The sequence below is a fragment of the Aliiroseovarius lamellibrachiae genome (assembly GCF_018599245.1).
Lineage (GTDB): Bacteria > Pseudomonadota > Alphaproteobacteria > Rhodobacterales > Rhodobacteraceae > Aliiroseovarius > Aliiroseovarius lamellibrachiae.
Map to the genome: position 1 here is coordinate 146,512 of NZ_JAHEVJ010000001.1, position 23,652 is coordinate 170,163.

Consider the following 23,652-nt stretch of genomic DNA (forward strand, 5'->3'; position numbering starts at 1 on the left):
CTTGCGCGGTGTGGGCCTAATTTTGCAACTGATGACGAAGATTGACCAAATAAACCGCAATATATTGCGAGAATTGTCCCGTGACGGTCGCCTGCCCAACACAGAGCTTGCGGATCGTGTGGGCCTGTCGCCCTCGGCCTGTCTGCGGCGGGTGCAGGAATTGGAACGCGCGGGCGTGATCAAAGGTTATCGTGCGGTGCTGGATCCCACCGCGATGGGGCAGGGGTTTGCGGCCTACGTGACCGTTGGGCTGAACGATCATACCAAAGCGGCGCAAGAAGGGTTCGAACGCGCGGTTGGCCGGTTTGACGAGGTGCGCGAGTGCCACAATATCACCGGCACGGTGGAATATCTGCTGCGCATCGAGACCGAGGATCTGCTGTCCTATAAGCTTTTTCACACCGACAAATTGGGCACGCTGCCACAGGTACATCAGATCGTGACCCATGTGGTGATGGGCTCGCCCAAGGATGAGCGGGCTTAACCTGGAGCTTGAAGTATCGTTCTGGCTCCGCCTTCGCGTACTATTTTTCTAGCTTGTTGAGCGCCGGGGCTAGTTATCAAAACCCATGTGGAAAAAGCAACTTTATCATACCGTTCTGCGCTCTTTAGTGCGTGGATCGCAACATCAGCTAGCTCAATAAAGAAATGAGCTTCTTCCAATGTTGGACGGTATGTTGGATCGTAGTCGGCCCGCTTTCTTGCATCTTGGAGCTGGATGAAAATATCGGCGAATCCGGCGAGGCAGTCAGGAAAAGAAACCTTAGCGGCGTCTTCGCAAGCTTTCTTGCATGGGCCATGAGCCAAGCCGCGATACGCTTCGATCCAAGCATTTTTGGGGCGGCCTTTTGCTCCAACCAGACAATCAGCGGTTACTCTAGCTAAGGCATGGAACGACGCAAAATAAGCAGTGCTGATAGCACGCCTCAAGTTCGCTTGATTGGCACGTTTTGCGTGCTTAGGTGCTAATTTCCAACACGTCTTTAATAAAGATCGGGCGAGTGATTTGTCAGGCATGAACCTCGTGGCCAAATGTTGGCGAGATAATTGGGAACAAACTCCCCAAACCGCTGTCTTCTTTTGCCAATGATTTGCGTACTAAGTTAGTCAGACCAAAATAGCCACGCGCCATTTTGGCCGGATCTACAGCGGTGCTCACGTTAATAATAATGCGCAACTCAGATGCAAGTTCATCAACTTCAATTGATTCAATTTTGATATCTTGGACGATTTCTTCGGAAAGTTTTTGTCTTATTGTCTCTTCCAGAAGTATCCGAATGTTGTTCGGAATTTCCATAGTGCTCTCCCTTTGAAGATCACATTGCATGAAGTATTGATTTAATGAAAGAATTAAATCGGGATTTCCTCTAACCTCTCTCACTTGAGTTAACAATACTTTATTTAGCGTGCGTTGCCATTGATTCAATCTTGACTAGAACAACTCTTCGTGTTTTTTGCAACTCAGATGCCCGTCATCACTTCTAACGCTCCTGAGACTTCGATGGCGAAGACGTATGGTGCGTTTTCGGGGAGTAGAGCCTGTCTCTGCAAGCTGATTAAAGGAGTTGTCTAATGACTGTCTGCAGCTACCCGAAACCGGTGAGCGTTTGCTCATATGTCCGGTTTCGGTACGGACGGTGGGAAACTGTAATTTCTCACTGCCGGTCTTATCCTTCGTAACGCGTAAGCGTTTGTGAAGCTTGCTAATGATAAGATGACGGGCATCTACCCAAAGTTGCTACTCTAATCAAGATATAATTTAAATTTTGTTGCGGAGGTTCCCTCCAATTGATGGGACCTTGAACCTCGCCCCTGCCTTGCGGTATTGAACACAGCAACCGATAGATAGAACGTAAAGCAGATGGAGGTCGCCATGGCGGGCCACTCAAAATGGGCAAATATTCAGCACCGCAAAGGTCGTCAGGATAAATTGCGCTCTAAGCTCTTTTCAAAATTGGCAAAAGAGATCACCGTGGCCGCGAAAATGGGCGACCCGGACCCGGATAAAAACCCGCGTCTGCGCATGGCCGTGAAAGAGGGCAAAAGCCAATCTTTGCCCAAAGACGTGATTGATCGCGCGATCAAAAAGGCCATCGGTGGCGATGCCGAAAACTATGACGAAATCCGTTACGAAGGATACGGCCCGAATGGTGTCGCCGTCATCGTTGAAACCATGACCGACAATAAAAACCGCACCGCAAGCACCGTGCGCTCGACGTTCTCAAAGAACGGCGGCAATCTGGGCGAAACCGGGTCCGTGGGCTTTATGTTCGACCGCAAGGGCGAGGTGATTTACCCCGCCTCCGTGGGCGACGCCGACACCGTGATGGAAGCCGCGATTGAGGCCGGTGCCGAGGATTGCGAAACCACCGAAGACGGCCACCGCATCACCTGCGCCGACACCGATCTGAACGACGTGTCCACCGCGCTTGAGGCAGCTTTGGGCGAAACAGAATCCACCAAATTGATCTGGCAACCCAACATGTCGACCGAGCTGGATCTGGACGGCATGGAAAAGCTGATGAAACTGGTGGATGCGCTGGAAGACGACGATGACGTACAGCGCGTGACCACCAATTTCGAAGCCTCGGACGAGGTGCTGGCACAGCTTTAAGCCGCCGTATGGTGGACCGCAGATAGAAATGGGCCCCGGCAAACGCTGGGGCCTCTTGTTTTTGGATCCAATTTAGGATCATGTCGCCCAATGACATTTTCCGCCCCCCCCACACATCGCCCGCTTTTTGGCGTGGCTTGGATGCTCTCCGCAGGCCTTTTGTTTGTCGCGATGAATGCGATTGTAAAACATGTGGGGCAGGGGCTTCCCTCGGCTGAGGCGGCGTTTTTGCGGTTTCTGTTTGGCTTGATTTTCGTGGCCCCCGCGCTGGGGCAATTGATGCGCGCGCGCTTTGACCGCACCACTTGGATGCTGTTTGTCGGGCGCGGTGTGGTGCACACCATTGCGGTGCTGTGCTGGTTCTACGCGATGACACAGATCACCGTGGCAGAGGTCACGGCGATGAACTACCTCAACCCGATTTACGTCATGCTTGGGGCCGCGGTGTTTCTGGGCGAGACATTCTCTTACCGTCGCATGGCCGCCGTTGCCGTCGCGTTTCTTGGCGTGCTGGTGATCCTGCGCCCGGGCCTGCGCGAGCTTGGCACCGGCCATTTGGCGATGGTCTTCACCGCCATCGGTCTGGGCGGATCTTACCTGATTGCCAAACGCCTGTCCGCGGATCTGTCCGCTGCCGTGGTGGTGGCGATGATGTCGATCACCGTGACCATTGGGCTGATCCCCTTTGCCTACGCAGTCTGGGTCTGGCCCTCGCCGCTGCAATACGCGTGGCTTTTTGTCGTCGCGGGCTTTGCCACCAGCGGGCATTACGCCATGTCGCGCGCCTTTGCTGAGGCACCGGTGTCCGTCACCCAGCCAGTCGCGTTTTTACAGATCGTCTGGGCGGTGATCATGGGCTGGACATTGTTTGGCGAGGCCGTGGATATCTGGGTGATCCTGGGCGCCGCGCTGATCATGTCAGCGGTCAGTTACATCACCTGGCGCGAGGCAATGTTGAAACGGCGTGCCGCGCTTGTGGCGGCTAAAGCCCTATAAACTCTGGCCGTTGATCGCGTGGCCCCGGTGTGTTGCCTCCGGCGGGGATATTTATCACAAGAAAAAGCGGCACGTTCTTTTTCTTGCTGAAAATACCGCGGGGTGAGCGAGCTTGCCTCGCGAGGGGCAGCGCCCCTAAGTGGTTGTTCAGGATGGAAAAGCCGGGCGATGATTGTCCCGACTTTTCCATTTTCTCTGCCTGGCTTACTCGGCCCAGCTGACCCCTGTCAGGTCATTGGCTTGGGTCGGTGCATTTTCCCACAGCCCTTGGATTTTTGCATTGGCGACGCCAGTTTTGGCGAGTTGAAACAGATAGCCATTCACGTAATCCTGCGCGATCATCTTTTGCATGGTGCCCAAAAGTTCTGTGCGCGCCGCAGGATCAGATGTGGTTTCCAGCGTCGCATTCAGATCCTGAAATTCCGCATTGTCATACTGAAAATAATATGCGGGACGCGCATAGATGCCGATGTCGGCCGGTTCGGTGTGGCTGACGATGGTCAGGTCAAAATCCTTGCCTTTGAACACCTGTTCAATCCACTGCGCCCATTCCAGATTGCTGATTTCGGTCTCGATCCCAACGGCGCGAAGCTGGGCGGCTATGATCTCGCCACCGCGGCGCGCATAGGCAGGCGGGGGCAGCATCAGGCGCAGTTTCAACCCGTCTGGGGCCGCCTCGGCCAACAGCGCTTTGGACATCTCGGGGTCATAAGCGGAGGTCCCGGTCAGATCCACATAGGCCGGTTGATGCGGCGCGTAATGGGTGCCGATTGGTGTGCCGTAGCCAAACATTGCGCCATCAATAATGTCCTGACGGTTGATCGCATGGGAAATGGCTTTGCGGATGCGCACATCGCTCAGCATCGGGGCCTTATTGTTCATCGACAGGATCGTCTCGCCTTCGGTCGACCCGACGATCACGCGAAAGCGTGGATCGGCCTCAAACTGCCCAAGGGTTTCGGGCGCAGGGAAATTCGGAAAGGCGTCAACGTCACCCGCCATCACGGCGGCAAAAGCGGCGTTGGGGTCTGAGATGAACTTGAATGTCGCGCTGGCAAGCGCCGGTGCCTCGCCCCAATAGGCGTCGTTGCGCGTCATGGTCACATGATCGCCCTTGGCCCATTCTTTAAACGTAAACGGCCCGGTGCCGACGGGATGGGTCGCGGCGTCTTGGATGCTTTCGGGTGCAACAATCACCGCATCGCCCCACGCCATGTTAAAGGCGAAATTGCCATTGGGCGCATCGAGCGTGATCTCGACGGTCAGTGGATCCACCGCCCGAACGCTTTCGATGCCCTTAAACAGCGCCTTTTGCGCATTGGTGCTGTCTTCAGCCCGCGCGCGGTCCAGTGAAAACACCACGTCATCGGCGTTCATATCTGTGCCATCGTGGAACTTAACGCCCCCCCGCAAAGTGAAGGTATAGGTCAGCCCGTCATCAGAAACAGTCCACGCGCTGGCCAGCCCCGGCATCACGGTGCCATCGGGGCCAAAACGGGTTAAACCCTCGTAAATATTGGCATAAACCACCTCATCAATCGCGGCAGCGGCCCCCCCGGTTGGGCCAAGGTTTGGCGGCTCAAGCTGCATGCCCAGCGTGATCGCATCATTGCCCGCAAGCGCGGTTCCCGCCATCAGCGCAAAGGCGCAGGCGGTGAGTTTGAGATGTGTCATATAATCCTCCTCTTGCCCTGTTGGGTCTGGCCCAGCGTCCGGCCCAGGGTCTGACGGTATGAAACGCGAGGGGCGCGCGCAAAGCAAGAGGCAGCTGGGGGGCAGGCGCGGGGAACGCTTTGTGCGTTACGTCACAATCAAGCGGCGGGCCGTGTGGCGGGGGGTGCAAAGCTGACCAAAAGGGCGGCGGTCGTGATGGCGCAAATGCCGATCCACCCCATCATGCCGGGCAAATGCCCAAAGAACAGCGCATCAAACCCAAGCGCCCAGATAAGGCCGGTGAATTCAAACGGGGCCAGCACGGCGACCGGCGTGCGGGCCATCGCTTCGGTCGCCAAAATATGCCCAATGCCGCCGACAATTCCGGCCAGCGCAAGCCACGCAACCATGCTCCAGTTCAGCGTGACCCAGCCAAACGGTAGGGTCATTGCCCCGCCAAGGGCTGAAATCGCCGCAAAGGAAAACGCGATGGTGGAGGGGCGCTCGGTGAAGGTCATGCGCCGCACATGCACCCGCATAAACGCCATCGTCAGGGCAAATCCCAACCCCGCCGCCATGCCGATCAACGCGCCTTCGCCGGGCAGGGAAAATGCCTCCCACAACATGGCGAGCATGCCCGCACATGAGATGCCGATGGCGATTAAAACAGCGCGAGTCAGGGTCTCGCCCAGTAAGATCACCGCCAAGGGAAGCGCCAGAACCGGCGCGAGATAGGCCAGCGCCTGGGCATTTGCGACCGGAAGGTAAGCGAGTGACAAAAACGACAACGCCATTGAAATCGCGCCGAAAATCCCCCGAGTCAGGTGCAACATCGGGCGGCGAGTGGTCAGTGCGTGGGGAAATTCGTGGCGGATCACCATATAGATCACAATCGGCAAAATCGCGAAAAGCGCGCGCCAAAACATGATCTGCCCCACCGGCACCTTACCGGCCACCGCATGAATGGCCGCCGACATGCCGGTCATTAAAAAGACCGCTGACAGGCGCAGTAAAATACCGTTCCTCTGCAGGCGCCGCGCGGTTTGTGCGGTGCTTTCTGTCGGCTGGGGAGGGGGGTGTGTCGCGCTACGCATGATAGCGCTATCGCAGTTTGACCCTTGCCTGTCAAACACCACCCCAATCCAACAGGCCGCAACGTGACCTTTGATTTTCTGCAACGCAGCATCTATATTGCGCCCGCGAACAGGATCATGGGTCCGCATAAGACCATAAGCCCGACGGGAGGGGTACCAATGTCTGCAACAGCCAAGCAGGTGGCGCTGACGCCATCAAATATACGCGACATGAAAACCGGCGATCCGATTGTGACGCTGACCGCTTATACCACGCCTATGGCGCAGATGATGAATGACCACGTTGATGTGGTGCTGGTCGGCGACAGCGTCGGCATGGTGCTGCACGGGTTGCCCGATACGCTGGGCGTGACGATGGACATGATGTGCCTGCACGGGGCGGCCGTGCGCCGGGGGCTGACGCGGCCAATGATGGTCATCGACATGCCATTTGGCAGCTATGAAGAAAGCCCCGCTGAGGCGTTTCGCAATGCCGCCCGTTTGATGCGGGAAACCGGCGCGGATGCGGTGAAACTTGAGGGTGGCGTCACAATGGCCGACACCATCCGCTTTCTCACCGCGCGGTCCATTCCCGTCATGGCGCATATCGGGCTGACCCCACAGGCGATCAACACGCTGGGCGGATACAAAGTGCAAGGCCGCGGCGAGGATCGGGCCCGCGTGATGGCAGACGCCAAAGCGGTGGAAGAGGCCGGGGCGTTTTCAGTTGTGCTTGAGAAAACACCCGAGGGTCTGTCGGACGAGATTACCAAGGCGCTGTCGATCCCAACCATCGGCATCGGGGCCTCCGCCGGATGTGACGGTCAGGTCTTGGTCGTCGACGATATGCTGGGGCTGTTCACCGCGTTCAAACCGAAATTTGTCAAACGATTTGGGACATTAGGTGTGGACGGCGAAGGTGCGATCAAGGCATATGCAAATGAGGTTCGGGCCCGCAGTTTCCCCGGCCCGGAACATGTTTTTGCTGATGAGGTACCCAAAAAGTGAGCCTCAATGAAAGCCCAGAAATGACCCGTGAAATGAGCCATGACATGAAAATCGTTCGCACCAAAGATGACCTGCGCACCCTGCGCCGCCGTTGGATTTTCAAGGGTGAAAAAGTCGCTGTGGTGCCCACCATGGGCGCGCTTCATGCGGGGCATTTGTCTTTGGTTGAGGCGGCGAAAGCGTCCGCCGATCGGGTGATTGTGACGATTTTTGTGAACCCAAAACAGTTCAACAATCCCGACGATCTGACCGGCTATCCGCGCACCGAGGATGAGGATGCCGCCAAGCTGGCACCTTACGGAATTGACGCGCTTTACGTGCCGACGCCAGATCAGATTTACCCCGATGGCTTTGCCACCAATGTACGCGTGTCTGGCCTGACCGAAGACCTTGAGGGCGCGCATCGCCCCGGTCATTTCGATGGGGTGGCAACGGTGGTGTCAAAACTGTTTTTGCAATCGCGCGCCGACGTCGCCTATTTCGGGCAGAAAGACTATCAACAGCTTTTGCTGGTCAGCCGTCTGTCGCGGGATCTGGACATTGAGACCGAGGTGGTTGGCTGCCCCACGGTGCGCGAAGCCGACGGTCTTGCCATGTCCTCGCGCAACGTGCGCCTGTCGGCCACTCAGCGCGCCATTGCACCGGTGCTTAAGGCGGAAATGGACCGCGCGGCGGAGGCCATTCGACGTGGGGCTGACAGGCGCGTGGTGCTGGACACCGCAAAGCAGCAGATCGAAAATGCGGGTTATGATACGGTGGAATATCTTGAATTGCGCGATGCGGAAACGCTCGCCCCTGTCACCGATCTGTCCCGCCCCACGCGGTTGCTTGCGGCGGCGATGTTGGGGGATGTGCGGTTGATTGATAATATCGCGGTGTGAGGACGTGAAGGAAGGGGCGCTGCCCCTCGACCTGCGGTCTCACCCCGGGATATTGGCAACAAGAAAAAAGGGGGGGCTGTTTTTGCCCCGGATTTCACCCTGCGCAAAACATTAAACAGTTTAAACTTTGCGATTTTGACCCTGTAAACAGTTTAAAGTTTCGGGTTTCAAATCTTTAAACTGTTTACAGTTTTCAAAGCAGTTCTTCCAGGACCAAGGCCATCACGCCCGCACTGTCGATCATGTCTTGGACCCCCACCCATTCATCCGGCTGATGTGCCAAATCCAAGATGCCCGGCCCGTAAGCGATACAGTTTTTAAGCTTGCCGATCCGGTCGATATGTTTCTGATCATAGGTGCCCGGGCTGACCACATATGAGGGTTGCTGACCGAGCACTTTTTCGATGGCGGCGGCGGTGGTTTTGACCACGGGCGCGTGTTGGTCGGTCATGCTTGGGATCACCTCATGCATGTCGGTAATCTCGTACTCAAAACTCGGCCGTTCCGCTTTGATCTTCGCCAGCATTCGGTGGACTTCGCCCTTCACTTCCGCCAGATCTTCTTCGATCAAAAACCGCCGGTCGATCACGATGCGACAGCGATCGGCGACGCAGGGGGCGGGCAGGCCGGTAAAGCCTTTGGGCTGTTCTGCTTCGCCGCCGTGGATGGAATTGACGTTGAGTGTGGATTGTTTGGCCCCATCCGGCACAACCGGCATTTCCGTTTGTTTTGAGGCCAGTAGCGGATAAAGATAGGTCTCCATCTCTTCCAGAACCGCGCCCATATGTCGGATCGCGCTGTCGCCCAGAAACGGCATGGAACCATGGGCGATGCGCCCTTTTGTTTCAATTTCCGCCCACCAGACACCGCGATGCCCAAGGCAAATCCGGTCTTTGTTCAGGGGTTCTGGGATGATCACATGCTGCACGCGGTCGGGGTCGAAATATCCCTTTTCGGCCAAGTAAGCAACGCCGCCATAGCCGCCACTTTCCTCGTCCGCTGTGGCCGAGATTTCAACGGCCCCTTTGTGGTTTGGGTAGAGGTGGATGAACGCTTCGGCGGCAATAATTGATGCCGCCAATCCGCCTTTCATATCGCACGCCCCACGGCCGTAAATTTTGCCGTCTTCCAGTTCGCCGCCAAAGGGATCTTTGGTCCAGCCGTGGCCGACCTCAACCACATCATGATGCGAATTGAAATGCACGCAGTCGCCCGGCGCACCGCCTTCGTGACGGGCGACCACATTCCAGCGGGGGAATTCGGCGCAGTCGCCGGGGGTGCCTTCAGCCCGGATCAAATCCACCTTAAATCCTTGTTTTCCCAAGCGTTCTGCGACAAATGAACAGACCCGACGATAGTCCCGACCCGGTGGGTTCAGGGTCGGGATGCGGATCAGTTCCTGTGTCAATGCAACAAGGTCATCGCGACGTGCGGCAATTTCAGTCAACAGCGGGTGGGGTGTTTGATCAGTCATGAGGGGACGTTAGGCGGGAATTTCGAAACAGACAATGGGCGGTGTGATCGGGCGCGCGGCCCATCGGCCGTTGCCGAAATTCCGAAACATCTGCCCCCTTTTGCCTAGGCCCCCTCTTGAAATCGCGCTACACTCGCGCCAACTTAATGTTATTAGGATTAACTTTCGCGTTGCAGGGTGAATATGCGGAGCGAAACAGAGGAGGTTTTATGTCGAAATTCGAGACACAGTTGCGTGAAAGTCAAACTCAGGTTGCTGAGGCGCAATCCAAGATTTCAGAGCTGACCACGCGCATCGAAACCGCGCGATCCAAGATGAAATCCGGCGAGGATGTGTCGATCGACATTGAGAACGCATCCCTTGAGGATGTGCATGCGCACACCGAGGCGATGAACGCAAATATCGCCGAGCTGATTATGGGTTTGGATGATGTGACCGCCGGATTTAGTTCGGAATTTGAACAGCTTAGATCAAAGACGGGCTGGGAAGCTTTCATCGGGATTTTTGCCAGCGGCAAGTCGGAAATGATGCGGCAGGAGCGTCTGCGCTCTGCGTCAATCGACGACAAATTGCAGGAATTGATCGGCCAGTCGGACACAATTGTGCGCCTTTTAGAAGGCCAGTTGAATGTGTTGAATGAGCAGAAAGACAAAGTGTCTGCCAATCTGGCAGAGACCTTGGACGACCGCGAATTTACCGTGAAAGATCTGGAGGCGATCCGGGCTGAGATATTGGCTTTGGACCCAAAGATCATCACGCTTGAGGGCAAAATCGCCAATGAAACCGATGCCGCGGCACGGACGGCGCTGGAGACGGAACTGGCGGATTTGAACAAGCAATACAATGGCTTGGTTCAAGATGAGCAGGTGAAGCTGGCGAAATCGCAAACGCTGGAACGCTATATTGAAAAGGGCAAAACCTGGGTGGATTCACTGCAAAACCAAGCGGCGACCCAGATGGTGCTGATCAACAAGTTGCAGACCGATACCAAGCAACGTGTGGTGCTGTATGATGCGCTGACCAAATCGTTGAAAACCGCGCAACAACAAGATGTTGCGCACCGGATCAATGAAATTGGTGTTGAAACCGACAAAGAAGCACAGGCGGCGATGGCGGCGATTGGCACGGCGACGAACCAGCGCATGGCCGACATGATGGAAGCGCACGAAGACCAGATGGTGTTTGCGCGTGATGTGCTCGAAGCCAAGGCCAAAGCGGATGAGCGTTTTGCCCGCCGGTTTGCGGCGATTGTCGAGAAACATGATAAGAATGCGTATGGCTCGTAAACGCAAAGCGCCGCTTATTGATGGCCACCGTGCCCTTGGTCTTCTTGGAATTTTCTCTGTGACGTCAATGCTTTGCGGTCTTGGGTTTGAGATCGAAATGTTGATGCACATCGGCGCTTTGGGGGCGGTTGGCTGTGCATTGCTTTACGGCCAGTTGAACCCGAGCGGTCGCGGGTCACGCTACAATCCAGAGGCGGGATCATCAGATGGTGGGGCCGGGGATTGTGGGGGCGGTGATGGTGATTGACGCTGTTTTCACACCGACATTTGGTTGAAGGGGAACCATGTCTGACGATATCAAATCCACCGAACAGGCCAGCGCGGGGTTTGCGCAGAAAACCCTTAGCAGCGACCATGCGGAGCTGACGGATACGGACATCACGCGCCGGTATTTTTCAAAGTTCGACGCCATCACCGGGCACCTCACACGGGTCGCGGGGCAGATGGAGGCCGAGGGGCGCATGGGTCGGGATGAGGTCACGGTGCTGGCCGGATACCTCGTTAAACTGGGGTTCACCTTTCGCGCGCTGGCGAACAAATACCATTTTTCTGGCGGCTCATACGGGCTGACGGCACAAACGCTGAGTTTTGATCGGGTTGAGAGCGGGTTTCCGGTCGCGGCTGAGCTTTTGCAGATGGCGTCGGATGCGGCCCAAGCCGAGGGGCGGCTGGCGCAGATGCCGTCGGTGGACAAGTTGAAATCAGAAATGGTCAGCCAGATTGTCGGCGATCTGACCAAGCCGGTGAAGCTGCAATACAGCCTGTCACAGCGGTTGTATTATGAGGAATTGGTGAAAGGTCAGCTCTTTTGGCCGCAAATGCACCCAGATGTGGTTTGGCGCCGCAATGAAGGTGAGGGGCGCCATGCGCGGCGTCATTATTTGCTGCATTGGGCGGTCTATGACAGCGAGGTGAACCTGCCGACGATTTACCTGATGGAGGTCGAGGACACCGGGAAATACCCGCTGCCGAAAGATGATGAACGCTGGCCGCAAGTGGGCGCGCATCTGATGGCGCAATCGATGGCGGGGCTGAAGCTTGTGACCATTGCCACCGGGTTTGATCGTGACTTTGACAAGCTGCACCCTAAACGGCTGCGGCGGTTTCATATTGGCCCAATGTACAGCCATACGTTCACGCGCCAAACTGGCCCCTTGCGCGAGGTTCTGGACGAGGCGAAATCGCCCCCCGGCGAAGATTGGGCGCTGGCGTGGACGCTGGAAGAGCTGGAAAGCCGCGAGGTGAAAGAAGAGCGCACCGGATGGTTTGGATCGGTGGAACGCGAGGTGTTTCAGCTGGATCCTTTTGCCGGGCGTGGGGCTGATCTGGGGGCCACGCGGATGGAACGATCCATCATCCTGCCGGAACGTCCCTTTCAGGTGTTGGCGGAGAAGAACCCGCCGGGCTTTCGCGATGTGCGTAAATTTGTGGTGCGCCCGGGTGGGCAGGTGTTGAGTTATCGGTGAGGAAGAGGGGCTCTGCCCCCGGCTAATCGCCTCCCCCGAGGTATTTTGAGCAAGAAAAAGAGGCGCAGCCTTTTCGTTTGTAGGAGAGTTTTATGTCGATGCCAGCTGATGTGATGGAGTTGCGGGAAGAGGAAATCCGGGCGCATTATGATGCTGCCGCCGGGTTGCTTGAGGGATTTGATCACACGCCGCGCATTGCCAAACCAAAAGTTGCGGCAGCGGCGCCTGAACGGTCGGCTGGAATTGGCACGCGGCGGCGATTTCGCTCCACCACACCGGGGTTGGTGACACGTTCGACCGCGCGGCCTGAAGGTGTGCATTTGGTGGCGCGTATTGAGGGTGCGGATGGGGATGACCCGTTGGTGTCCCCGCTTCAAGCCACGGTGTTGCACAGCTTGCGCCGGGCGGTTTCCATTGCCTTGGCGGTGGGCGAGGGGTTTTCTGAGGCGACGGAATTGGCGGCCCTGCGGCGCGCCAATTTGGAAGGTGCTTTGGGGGCGGATAAAGCGACAGTGTTTGCTGAGCTTTTGGCCGCTGAAAGCCTTGTGGTGCTTTATGTGTTTGGCAATGCAACCTCGTATCTTTTGGCCTCGCACGCGGGGGAGGTTTCTGTGGATGTGGGTGCTGTGGAAGAGGTGCTGACGGACAATGCCCCCTTGGCCCTGAATGGTGTATTATGGGAGCTGGATCAAGAGCTTGCCGCCTTTGCGACCAGCGAAGACAAGCTGGTGCCCACCGTTTTGGCCTATGCGGAACAGGTGATGGAAAAGGTGGCCTTGCGTGCGCAAACCGCGCCGCAGCTGGCCGCGTTCACGGGTGCAAATTACCGGGTTGAGGCGGATGAGCTGACGATTTCTGGCTTCACCCCGGCGCGCTCTGCCAAGGGCACGAAACTGACCATGTCGTTCAAGAAACCGAACGAAGTGGTGGGCAACCATATCGCCAAATACCAGTCGATGAAGCTGGCCAAAATGCTGATGGCCTATGACTTTGAACGCAAGCTGAACCCCTTTGCGGAACTTGGCGGGTTCATCTTTACCTTCATGGGCGACGGGATGCCGGGCACCGGGAAAACCACTCTGATTCAGATGATGGCCGGGTTGATCAACGATTATTGCCAAGTGGCGGGCTATGCGTTTCGCTATCAGAACTTTGGCATCGACAATATCGACAGTTATCAAGGCAAATCCGGGCAGAATGCCAAGGCGTTCATCACGGGTGTGATGGACCAGAATGTGATCGGCTTTGGCACGGTGGATGACATTGACCAGATCGCCGGGAAACGCGGGGATCGCCAATCCAGCGCGGGGCAACAAGAGGTCACGGCGGTGTTGATGGAGGCGTTTGCCGGGGCAAACACCGTCGTGCGCGGCAATTGCACCTTTGGGATGTTCTCAAACTATCCCGAGAATGTGGACGACGCCCTGCGCCAACGGGCGGGCGCACGGTTCTTGGTCGACGGGCCAAAGACGCGCGACGATTACATCGACATTCTGAACCTTTTGATGGGCAAAAACCACGCGATCCCGCTGGGCGATCACGAAGCTTACGCCGCGCAAGAGATCAAGAAAGCGGTCGCCGCGAGCTATGATGGTTACAGCCGCCCGCAAGAACCGGGGCTGATTGCGGTGTTTGACCGGGTGCAGGATCAAATCGGCGATTTGGACACGATTGCCAAAATGGGCACGTACCTAAAAGCAATTCAAGAGGCCGACTCGCGCTTTACCGGCCGCGCGATCAAGAACATCACCGACGCGGTGAAAGTCCGCGCGATGGATTTTGAACTGCCGGATGAGTGGATGGAAAACCCAGAGCTGTTCCTGTTCAAAGGGTATGACGACAAGAAGGCGATGATTGCTGACCTGCGCGTGCCGATCACCGTGGAGATGGTCATTCAGGAAATCAACCGCTACGCCGACAGCGAATTCCGCTACGCCGACAAATCGGATGAGGTGGCGATTGACAATATGGTGCGCGACTTTGGCCGGCAAGAAGAGGCCAAGCGGCGGTATTTGGAGGGGAAGGGGTGAGCATCTTGCGATGTCCTTCTGGGCTGCAAGCCCGGTTCACGCCCGACCCCGCCCCCGTTTCGCCGGAGGCGAACCTGCGGTTCGACGGCGGGCGTGAAATTGCTGAGGTTATTACTGGGTGTATCGTTTTGGGTGAAGCTACACAGTCGCCAAGATTTACCCCGCCCTCGGGGTCGGGCGTGAACCTTGGTTTCAGTGTGCATTCGTGGGTGAAAGCATGAGTGAAACAGAGAAAATCAAACGCCCGTTTTGGAAGAACCCAATCGTTTGGGCGATTATTGCAACAGGATTGGTTGCAGCGTTTGGTTTCTGGGCGGGTGGATTGGAAGCGTGTGGCGTTGACTTCTGGGGAAATCATAGTTGTTCAGGAACCAAGTGGTCTGCGTTTCTGCAAGCCTCTCCAAATGAAGTCGGGGATACGCTCGCTGGTTTTGCTGGGGCGCTCGCCTTTGTTTGGTTGATTGCAACGGTTGTGTTGCAGGGGCAGGAACTGCGCGAGCAGCGTCTAGAATTTGAGAAGATGGCTGATGCGCAAGTGGCGCAGCTAGCTGTTCTAGAAAAGCAAGGGCAGATATTTGAAGACGAGCAAAGGCAACGATCTGAAGCTCAGTTAGCTGAGGTGTATTCGGAAAAGCTTAAGTCATTAAGCTGGATGCTGGCAGATATGGGAAAGAAAGTTCTTTGGACCTTTTCAAGATCTGAGGAGGAGTATGAGAATGGAGATGCTTATCCTTTGTGCCTCTCACCTTTACGTGGAGAAGGGGAAGCGTTTGAGAGATGGCTTTCCCGTCACGCAGAATACCTAGAGGAATTCCCATCTTACCTTAATGATTGGTCGGCAAGGTCTGGCTTCCAAATTAACGCAATCATGGATGTTTCGATTGAGACCGTGGAACAGAAACTTCGTGAGTTGGTTCAATTAGAAGAGCGATTAGGGGCCGCACAAAAAGAGAGCTTGGAGCGCTTAAACATCAATCGTATTTTAACTGGCTTTGAACGTCTCAAAAAAATAGATGATATTTGGCGTGATGATGGAGAGATACGTAATGAAACGCCTCATTAAACGCGGACTGATGTTTGGGAATATGGTGCGGGTGGACAGTCCGGCGCTGATCACGCGCTACAACCGCGCGCTTATGAAACTGGCTGGGCGGACCACCGAACTAACGGAATTTCACATCGACATTTCCGGCTTCTCTCCTGAGATTGGCGAGGCGTTTGGCGATGAGGCTTACCTTAATCCCGGTGGCTGTAATCGGCAGTTTATCATCCTCACCGTGGATCAGAAAAAGGCGCCGTTGTTGAACGCGAGCTTTTCGACCTCGCGGGGCATCCTCAAACAATTCATGGCTGACAATGAAGCAAAGCTTTTTGCGCTGACGGCCCATGACGCCATCGCGGGCGAGCTGGAAAACTCGGTTTATAGCATCACTAGCCTGCGCGACCTGCTGGCCATTCGCAAAATCACGGTGGCGGCTGACACCACCCAAAGTCACGTCGCCAATGCGCGCAAATTGGCCGAGAAAATTGAGCATTTTCAAACCGGTGAGCGCGCTTGGTATGATGATGCGTTGATTGATGAGATGATTGATCTGGCGCGTGAAACCGGTGATGTGACCCGCGTGCCGGTGGACCTTGGCGCGCCTACCTATGAGCAGGGCAATTTCTGGACCGCGCATTTCGGCGGGCTTTATGTGTTTCGCGATGTGGACGACCCGGCGGTGATTGCTTTGGGCGAGGATACGGCCCTGAAAGATGCGCCCTTTGATCGGCGTTATGGGCCGGAGGACGTAAACGGGATCGCGTCCTTCCTAAAGAAAAACGATCTGGTTGAACCGGTGATCAAGGCGCGCGGCGTGGATGGTGCGCGGATCCTGCGGCAGAAGATGCAGTTTATGTTGGTCGAGGCGGCGACCAGTTTGGGCATGGATCTCGGTGACATGGGGGATCGCGCGTTGCGCCGCGTGGCGACCCGGTTGGGGGATCGTTTGCCGATGGAATTCCAAGGGCTGGCGGCGATGGTGCGCTGGGCCGAGGCAGGGGGCAAATGGCCCAAGATCAACAGCCGTCATCCGGCCTATTTCTACACCCTGCGTGCGCGGCCTGATCACCCGGATCGGGACTTGATCAATCAGCTGTTGTCGGAACTGGCACCGATGGACGTGCGCCAGCTGTTTATCTGTCACAAACAAGCGTTTTATGATGCATATGCCACATGGCCCGATGAAAAACGGGAATATGTGGCGGAGTTCCTGCATCGTGATTATATGGCAAATAAGGCCGGTGCGCGGGCGCGGTTGTTTGGTGGGGATGAGGGGGATAAGCCGCCCCCCTCGCGGCGTCCTGCGCGAAACAACCCCTGGGTGAGGCCCGCAAAACAGGCCAAACAGCGCGATGATCTGATCGATGTGGTTGGACCATGGGGCGCTGTGACAAGGAGGCGATGATGGGATTTGTTCGGTTTGTCTTTTTCGGCTATCTGGGCCTGACGGTGATCTATTGGCTGATCAACATCTATTCACGATCCGTACGACTGGAGCGGCTGGAAAATGAATGGGCCGAGGGGCATCCCGATGACGAGGGCAGCGATGCGCGTCAATCGTTTTTGGATGATGGCATGGCCGCCTATCACGCATCATTTCGCCCCAAGCTGATTGGGCTTGTATATATCATTCCGACCATTTTGGTCATCGTCGCACTGGTTGTGCGCAATTCGAACTGAGGGACTTATGGATACTGTCAAACGGGTGTTCCGCATCATTATTTTCGTCATCTTGGCGTTGTTCTTTTCCTATGTGTTGCCGCAGCATGACGTGGTGCGTGTAACCTCGACCGAGATCATTCGGCAGGATTTTTCATCCGTGAACCGGATCTTTTATGCGCAGGCGGACAGCGGGAATGTGGAAAACCCAACCCGCGATATTCGTCTGATCAATACCGTAAAACGCAAGACGTTCCTGTTGGGGTTCATCCCGCGTGAGGCGGAAAAAGTGATGGTGTATCGCAATGAGGATACAGGTTGGATCTGGCCGCCATACTTCAAGTTCGACAGCTCGGATTTACAGGCGCAAGCGGCGTCCATTGCGTCCAAAGGTGATGGCAACAACTGGGCGATTATGACCCATTATGGCTGGCGAAACCGGTTCTTTACGATCTTTCCCAACGCGGTGGGGCTGAAACCGATTGATGGCCCGGATGTGAAAATCATCCCGTGGTTCAACATCTTTTTCTTTGCGTTCCTGATCATCGGGTGGCTGTTTTTGCGGGCGTTGTGGCGCCAGTTCCGCCAGCGTTCGATTGACCCGGTGATTGAGGATGCGTCAGAGACGTGGGAGCTGTTGGATGACAAGGCGGATGAGGCCAAAGGACGCTTCATGGGGTGGTTCAAACGCAAATAAACCCTTGCTTATGCTGAGAAAATAACAACGCCGCGCTGTTGAGGCGCGGCGTTGTTTGTTTTTTTGCCTTCGGCGAGGATATTTATGGAAAGAGGAAAAGGGGCGCCCTTTTGCCTTACTCGCCGTAGGGCACCCAGACGGTTTTAACCTCGGTTGCGTGCATCAGGAACTCTTTGCTCTCGGACGCTGTCCAATCGCGCGACTGGGCGTTGTTGACCCAAGTGCGTTTCAGGTTGCCTGCGCTTTCACGTTCAACCAAAGCCGAGATATCCGCGCCGGAATGCGCCCAAACCGCGTCCACGTTCAAATGGCCTGCCATTGGCGATGCGAGGTCGGCATGAGGGCCGGTCACAATGTTCACCACGCCTGCTGGCAGGTCGGAGGTGTCGAGGATTTGATAGAAATCCGTGGCCGCCAGCGGGTAAGCCTCGCTTGCCACAAGCACCACGCGGTTGCCCATCGCAATGGCGGGTGCCATCAGCGAGATGAGGCCCAAGAGTGGGGCCTCGTCCGGGCAGAACCCGCCAATCACGCCCACCGCTTCATGCATGGCCAAGGCCACGCCGCGCATCGGCACGGGTTTGGCGGCGCCGTCATATTTGTCGGCCCAGGCGGCGTAGGTGAAAAGGCGGCTGATGGCGGCCTCTACCTCTTTCTTGCCACCGTTCCCACCGGTCATTGCATCAATCCGTCCCGCGAATTCAGCCGCACGAGCCGAGAGGTTTTCGCCGATGTAATAAAGGATCTGCGCGCGCAGGTGCGCGGTGGCTTTGGTCCAACCCGTGGCGCCCGTTGCCGCCTCAACCGCGTTGCGAATGTCTTTGCGGTTGGCGATACCCACATGGCCCAAAAGCGCGCCTTTGGGTGACCAGATGGCTTGGGAATATCCGCTGTCGGGCCGGGCTTGTTTGCCGCCCACATAGAATTTTGCGGTACGATCCAGCGCATCCACTTTGGCGTCTTTCGGGGCCACCACAGGCGCGATAGGTTTCAACGTTTTGGATTTTCCGCGCGGTTTGGTGTAGGCCATCAGCCCCTCCCATCCGCCTTCGCGCCCAAAGCCGCTTTCGCGCACGCCACCAAAGCCTGCGGCCGCGTCAAACATATTGGTGCCATTGACCCACACCACACCCGCCACCAGTTTTGGTGCGATGTCCAAAGCGAGGTTCACGTTTTCGGTCCAGAGCGTTGCCGCCAGCCCGTAGCGGGTGTTGTTGGCAACCTCAATCGCCTCAGCCGGGGTGCGGAAGGTGGTGGCGACCAGCACCGGGCCAAAGATTTCTTCCTGCATCAAGGTGGCCGCAGGCGACATATTGGTGATCAGGGTCGGCGGGTAATAACAGCCGTTTTCGGGCATGGCGCAGGGGGCGTGATAGACCACGCCATCATGGCGTCCGGCCTCGACCATTTTGGTCACGGTCGCAAGCTGTGAAGGGTCGATGACCGCACCCACGTCGATGCTTTTGTCCATCGGGTCGCCGATGCGCAAATGGCTCATGCGGGTTTTCAGCTTGGCATAGAATCTGTCCGCGATGCCCTCTTGCACCAACAGGCGCGAGCCTGCGCAACAGACCTGGCCTTGGTTGAACCAGATCGCGTCGACCAAGCCTTCGATTGCTGAATCGATGTCGGCGTCGTCAAAGACGATGTAGGGGGATTTCCCGCCCAGCTCGAGCGTCAGGGATTTGCCGGAGCCCGCAGTCGCGCGGCGAATGAGGCGCCCCACTTCGGTTGATCCGGTAAAGGCGATCTTGTCGATGTCTTCGTGGTTCACAATGGCTTCGCCCACGCGCCCGTCGCCGGTCACGATGTTCACGACACCTTTGGGCAGGCCAGCCTCGTTGCAGATCTGCGCAAAGGCCAGCGCGGTAAGGGATGTGAATTCGGCGGGTTTCAAAACCACCGTATTGCCCATCGCAATCGCAGGGGCAATTTTCCACGCAAGCATCAAAAGCGGAAAGTTCCATGGGATGATCTGACCACAAACGCCAAGGGCTTCGCGGTCCGGCAATTCGGCGTCCTGCAGCTGCGCCATACCCGCGTGGTAATAGAAGTGGCGGGCAACAAGGGGGATGTCGATGTCGCGGCTTTCGCGGATCGGCTTGCCGTTGTCCATGGTTTCCAGAACCGCAAACAAGCGCGCGTGTTTTTGCACCAATCGCGCCAGAGCATAAAGGTATTGTGCCCGTTTGTGGCCGGGCAGGGCGGCCCATTTGGGTTGGGCTTTGCGGGCGGCTGTGACCGCGCGCTCCACGTCATCGGGGCTGGCTTGGGTGACTTGCGCAAGCTCGGTCCCATGGGCGGGATTGTTGGTGGCGAATGTGTCACCCGCTTTGGTCATTTTCCCGTCGATATACAGACCAAAGGGGGCGTTTGCGGCGATCCATGATTGCGCCTCAGTGGCGCTTTCTGGGGCGAGACCATAATCCATGGTTTCAAAAATCTCTTTAATCGTCATGGCTTATCCAATCGGGTGGCGATAGCCGGCGGAATAGTGGCCGGTCAGATGGTGTTCAAGTTGGCGTTCGATGTCGCCCAACAGGGACGAGGCGCCAAAGCGGAAGAGATGCGGGGAAAGCCAGTCGTTGCCCAGCTCTTCTTTGATCAATGCCAGATAGGTGATCGCGTCTTTTGCTTTGGAAAACCCGCCCGCAGGCTTGTAACCCACGCGGTATCCGGTGCGATCGAAATAGTCGCGAATGGCGCGGATCATCACCAAAGACACGGGCAGGGTGGCGTTCACGCTTTCTTTCCCGGTGGAGGTTTTGATGAAATCAGCCCCCGCCATCATGCACACAAGGGATGCGCGCGCGACATTGCGCAAGCTGCCCAATTCGCCGGTGGCAAGGATCGCTTTGACATGGGCATCACCGCAGGCATCGCGAAAGGTGCGCATTTCGTCATAAAGCGCCTGCCAATTGCCGGTCAGAACGTGACGGCGGGAAATCACGATGTCGATCTCGGTCGCACCGGCTTTCACGCTTTCGCGAATCTCTTCCACGCGCAGGTGAAAAGGCGACAGGCCCGCCGGAAACCCGGTGGAGACAGCCGCGATGGGCAGGGTCACGCCAAGCTGATCCATTGTGGCGCGCGCAGGTTCGATCATCTCGTGATACACGCAGACGGCGCCCGTGGTCAGCCCGGTCATTCCCAGCTGATCCAACAGGTCAGGACGCACCGGTTGTGCGGCCTTGGCCACCAATCGACGCACGCGCCCGGCGGTGTCATCGCCCGACAGGGTTGTCAGGTCTATCATACTGATTGCCTTGAGTAACCAGGCGGCCTGATGTGCTTTTTTGACCGAGCGGCGCCCGGGCAAGCTGGCACAACGACGTTCAATGGCGGAGGTGTTGGCTTGGACGCTGCGCACCCAATCCATATCCAACTCCATTCCCGGGTTGCGAGCTTCGGCGATTTGGGGCAGCTGATGAGCCGGCGCCTGACCCTGGGGCGTATGTTGCCCTTGTTTGTTGTCACTAAGCACGGTTGATCCCTTTGCGTGATCTGTCTGTGTGGTTCTTCGGGGTGTTCGGGCGCAAGAATGGCCGAAAACCCCAAGGATGTAAGGGTGCCACGGGGCGGCGCGATTGGCAAGATTTACCGTTTGGTAAAAGACGGCACGCAAGGTTTCGGCGTTATGACGGTAACTTTCGTGATTCTGTTGTGGTTCATGCTGTATCTCGCGCGAAGTGCCTGTGCATTTCAGCGGAGCGCCTATCTCACGGTAATTGGTTGTTTCGGGTCACAATGTGCGCATAGGATGCTCCATCCGTGTGCATCATTGGGGCAGAGGCCCGCATGGTTCGGAAAGGGACAGGATCCCGTTTTGACCCGGCTTTACCCGGCGCGCGCATTAAAAATGATATGGGAGAACATAAATGACATTCACGATCAAAGCTGCCCTGCTGAGCTCAGCATTTGCGCTGGCCAGCCCGGCCCTGGCCGCTGGCACCCACCCGGTGACCGGCGAAAAGCTGGCCGACGACCAGACCTTCACCTACCGCGTTCTGGACGAGCACACATCGGTTGACCCGCAAATCGTAGAAGACGTGTCTGGTTCTGAGATCGTGCGTGACCTTTTTGAAGGCCTGTACAATCAAGACAAAGACGGCAATTTGGTGCCGGGCGTGGCCACGGGCTATACCACCAATGACGACAAAACCGTTTACACATTCACCCTGCGTGACAATGCAAAATGGTCCGATGGCAAACCTGTGACCGCTGGCGATTTTGTATACGCCTGGCAGCGTCTGGCCGATCCGGCGACCGCGTCTGAGTACCAGTGGTACATGGAAGTGATGAACATCAAGAACGCAAGCGCGGTGATGTCAGGTGACGCGCCTGTGACCGACCTTGGCGTAAAAGCGATCGACGACCACACGCTTGAGGTGACACTGGAAGGCTCGCTGCCATATTTCGCGAAAACCACCACGCACACTTCGACCTTCCCGACCCCGAAATGGGCGATTGATGCGTATGGTGCGGATTGGATTAAACCCGAAAATATCGTTGTGAACGGCGCGTATAAGCTGACCGAACATGTGGCCAACGAACGTCTGGTGCGCGAACGCAACGAGATGTATTGGAACAATGACAACACCATCATCGACAAAGTTGTGTCGCTGGTGATCAACGATGAAAACGTGGCGCTGACCCGTTATCAGGCTGGCGAACTTGACCGGACTGAAATTCCGGCGGGTCAGTATCCAGCGTTGAAAGCGTCAAACCCGGACGAAGCCACCGCGTTCCCGCGTTTGTGCTCGTATTATTACACCATCAACGTGTCGGACAATGCGCCTGAGTTTTTGAAAGACGTTCGCGTGCGTCAGGCGTTGTCATACGCCATTGACCGCGACATCATTACGGAAAAAGTGCTGCAGGGTGGCCAAACGCCTGCCTACACCTTTACCCCAGGCGCGACCGCTGGCTTTGAAGTTCCATCGGTGGATTACGCCACCTGGACCCAGGACGAGCGGAACGCCAAAGCGGTTGATCTGATGGCTGAGGCTGGTTACGACAAGTCGAACCCGCTTGAGCTGAGCCTGATCTACAACACGTCCGAGGCGCACAAAAAAGTCGCTATCGCCGTGTCGCAGATGTGGAAACAGAACCTTGGCGTGAAAGTATCGCTTGAAAACCAAGAGTGGAAAACTTTCCTGAACACCCGCGGCGAGCAGAACTATGAAATCGCGCGTGCGGGCTGGTGTGGTGACTATAACGAGGCGTCGACCTTCCTTGATCTGGTTCAATCCGGTTCGGGTTATAACGATGCAAAATACAACAACGCGATGGTTGATGAGCTTCTGGCTGATGCGAAAACCATGGATGATCCGCAAGCCAACTATACAAAGGTTGAGGAAATCATCGCGGCCGATATGCCATTGATCCCAATCTACCACTATGCGGGTAGCTTCATGATCAAATCTAATTTGATTGGCAGCTGGCCGGTGAAAAACGTGGAACAGAACTGGTACTCAAAAGACCTCTATAAGGTTGCTGAGTAATCTCTGACCGAAAGGGGGCATCGCGGTTGCGGTGCCCCATTTTTTGCGGCAGACGCTTGTTTACTGGGCTTGAACCCCTTTCAAGAATCTGACACATGCGCTGGATCCAGTGAGGCAACTGGAGACACGCTCGCACCAATTGGGTGCAAAATACCGCAAATTTCTGGTGGGCAGGACGGGCAAATCGCCCGGTCTCGTTCACATTTGGGAACAGTTTTGGCGGCGCTTGACATTGGTCAAAGTAAAACGCGCGGCCCTGTTACATGGGG

21 protein-coding genes are annotated in these 23,652 nt (G+C 56.4%); 14 read left to right on the forward strand and 7 right to left on the reverse strand.

The features are described 5' to 3' along the window. Nucleotides 1-31: 31 nt before the first annotated feature. Nucleotides 32-484 carry an Lrp/AsnC family transcriptional regulator gene (locus KKW20_RS00820; RefSeq protein WP_214565276.1) on the forward strand — a complete coding sequence of 151 codons (453 nt, stop codon included), beginning with the start codon at nt 32-34 and terminating at the stop codon, nt 482-484. Here the strand turns inward: KKW20_RS00820 and KKW20_RS00825 are convergent. Both KKW20_RS00825 and KKW20_RS00830 read right to left on the reverse strand, forming a co-directional pair. Continuing rightward, a complete protein-coding gene (locus tag KKW20_RS00825) occupies nt 481-1,017 on the reverse strand; it encodes a hypothetical protein (protein ID WP_214565277.1) in 537 nt (178 codons plus the stop codon). The genes KKW20_RS00820 and KKW20_RS00825 overlap by 4 nt on opposite strands. Further along, on the reverse strand, nt 1,010-1,297 hold the full coding sequence (locus KKW20_RS00830) for a hypothetical protein (protein WP_214565278.1): 288 nt from the start codon (nt 1,295-1,297) through the stop codon (nt 1,010-1,012). The genes KKW20_RS00825 and KKW20_RS00830 overlap by 8 nt, the downstream gene beginning before the upstream one ends. Before the next feature lie 576 nt (nt 1,298-1,873). Between KKW20_RS00830 and KKW20_RS00835 the strand changes: the two genes are divergently transcribed. Together KKW20_RS00835 and KKW20_RS00840 are read left to right on the forward strand one after the other, a co-directional pair. Further along, nucleotides 1,874-2,614 carry a YebC/PmpR family DNA-binding transcriptional regulator gene (locus KKW20_RS00835; RefSeq protein WP_214566009.1) on the forward strand — a complete coding sequence of 247 codons (741 nt, stop codon included), beginning with the start codon at nt 1,874-1,876 and terminating at the stop codon, nt 2,612-2,614. Nucleotides 2,615-2,704: 90 nt separating this feature from the next. Further along, nucleotides 2,705-3,610, forward strand: coding sequence for a DMT family transporter (locus KKW20_RS00840; RefSeq protein ID WP_214565279.1), 906 nt, complete (start codon nt 2,705-2,707; stop codon nt 3,608-3,610). Between the two features lie 204 nt (nt 3,611-3,814). Here KKW20_RS00840 and KKW20_RS00845 read toward each other — a convergent pair whose 3' ends face one another. Next, nucleotides 3,815-5,284 (reverse strand): ABC transporter substrate-binding protein, encoded by a 1,470-nt coding sequence (locus KKW20_RS00845; RefSeq protein ID WP_214565280.1) that lies wholly within the window; start codon nt 5,282-5,284, stop codon nt 3,815-3,817. A 137-nt stretch (nt 5,285-5,421) separates the two neighbouring features. After that, on the reverse strand, nt 5,422-6,357 hold the full coding sequence (locus tag KKW20_RS00850) for a DMT family transporter (protein ID WP_214565281.1): 936 nt from the start codon (nt 6,355-6,357) through the stop codon (nt 5,422-5,424). Nucleotides 6,358-6,516: 159 nt separating this feature from the next. Here KKW20_RS00850 and panB point away from each other — a divergent pair, with 159 nt between their 5' ends. Further along, nucleotides 6,517-7,344 (forward strand): 3-methyl-2-oxobutanoate hydroxymethyltransferase, encoded by an 828-nt coding sequence (panB, locus tag KKW20_RS00855; protein ID WP_214565282.1) that lies wholly within the window; start codon nt 6,517-6,519, stop codon nt 7,342-7,344. A gap of 44 nt (nt 7,345-7,388) precedes the next feature. Next, on the forward strand, nt 7,389-8,225 hold the full coding sequence (gene panC / locus KKW20_RS00860) for a pantoate--beta-alanine ligase (RefSeq protein ID WP_214565284.1): 837 nt from the start codon (nt 7,389-7,391) through the stop codon (nt 8,223-8,225). Nucleotides 8,226-8,418: 193 nt separating this feature from the next. Here the strand turns inward: panC and KKW20_RS00865 are convergent, their stop codons facing one another. Beyond that, entirely contained in the window at nt 8,419-9,699 is a 1,281-nt protein-coding gene (locus tag KKW20_RS00865; protein ID WP_214565285.1) for an acetylornithine deacetylase/succinyl-diaminopimelate desuccinylase family protein, read from the reverse strand. A gap of 209 nt (nt 9,700-9,908) precedes the next feature. Between KKW20_RS00865 and KKW20_RS00870 the strand changes: the two genes are divergently transcribed. From KKW20_RS00870 to KKW20_RS00905, 8 genes are all read left to right on the forward strand, one after another. Then, nucleotides 9,909-10,985, forward strand: a complete 1,077-nt coding sequence (locus KKW20_RS00870; protein ID WP_214565286.1) for a hypothetical protein — start codon at nt 9,909-9,911, stop codon at nt 10,983-10,985. Further along, a complete protein-coding gene (locus KKW20_RS00875; RefSeq protein ID WP_214565287.1) occupies nt 10,975-11,232 on the forward strand; it encodes a hypothetical protein in 258 nt (85 codons plus the stop codon). The genes KKW20_RS00870 and KKW20_RS00875 overlap by 11 nt, the downstream gene beginning before the upstream one ends. Nucleotides 11,233-11,269: 37 nt before the next feature. Further along, nucleotides 11,270-12,451, forward strand: a complete 1,182-nt coding sequence (locus tag KKW20_RS00880; protein WP_214565288.1) for a hypothetical protein — start codon at nt 11,270-11,272, stop codon at nt 12,449-12,451. A gap of 92 nt (nt 12,452-12,543) precedes the next feature. Next, complete coding sequence (locus tag KKW20_RS00885; protein ID WP_214565289.1) at nt 12,544-14,481, forward strand: ATP-binding protein; 1,938 nt, start codon at nt 12,544-12,546, stop codon at nt 14,479-14,481. A gap of 217 nt (nt 14,482-14,698) precedes the next feature. After that, nucleotides 14,699-15,544, forward strand: coding sequence for a hypothetical protein (locus KKW20_RS00890; protein WP_214565290.1), 846 nt, complete (start codon nt 14,699-14,701; stop codon nt 15,542-15,544). Then, a complete protein-coding gene (locus tag KKW20_RS00895) occupies nt 15,528-16,928 on the forward strand; it encodes a DUF6638 family protein (protein WP_214565292.1) in 1,401 nt (466 codons plus the stop codon). Before KKW20_RS00890 ends, KKW20_RS00895 begins: the two co-directional genes overlap by 17 nt. Then, nucleotides 16,928-17,203 (forward strand): hypothetical protein, encoded by a 276-nt coding sequence (locus tag KKW20_RS00900; protein ID WP_214565294.1) that lies wholly within the window; start codon nt 16,928-16,930, stop codon nt 17,201-17,203. Before KKW20_RS00895 ends, KKW20_RS00900 begins: the two co-directional genes overlap by 1 nt. A 7-nt stretch (nt 17,204-17,210) precedes the next feature. Then, nucleotides 17,211-17,879, forward strand: coding sequence for a DUF1523 family protein (locus KKW20_RS00905; protein ID WP_214565296.1), 669 nt, complete (start codon nt 17,211-17,213; stop codon nt 17,877-17,879). A 115-nt stretch (nt 17,880-17,994) separates the two neighbouring features. Here the strand turns inward: KKW20_RS00905 and KKW20_RS00910 are convergent, their stop codons facing one another. Together KKW20_RS00910 and deoC are read right to left on the reverse strand one after the other, a co-directional pair. Continuing rightward, complete coding sequence (locus KKW20_RS00910; RefSeq protein ID WP_214565298.1) at nt 17,995-20,337, reverse strand: aldehyde dehydrogenase family protein; 2,343 nt, start codon at nt 20,335-20,337, stop codon at nt 17,995-17,997. Between the two features lie 3 nt (nt 20,338-20,340). Continuing rightward, nucleotides 20,341-21,303 (reverse strand): deoxyribose-phosphate aldolase, encoded by a 963-nt coding sequence (gene deoC / locus KKW20_RS00915; RefSeq protein WP_246534413.1) that lies wholly within the window; start codon nt 21,301-21,303, stop codon nt 20,341-20,343. A gap of 454 nt (nt 21,304-21,757) precedes the next feature. Here deoC and KKW20_RS00920 point away from each other — a divergent pair, with 454 nt between their 5' ends. Beyond that, on the forward strand, nt 21,758-23,383 hold the full coding sequence (locus tag KKW20_RS00920; protein ID WP_214565302.1) for a peptide ABC transporter substrate-binding protein: 1,626 nt from the start codon (nt 21,758-21,760) through the stop codon (nt 23,381-23,383). Nucleotides 23,384-23,652 lie beyond the last annotated feature (269 nt).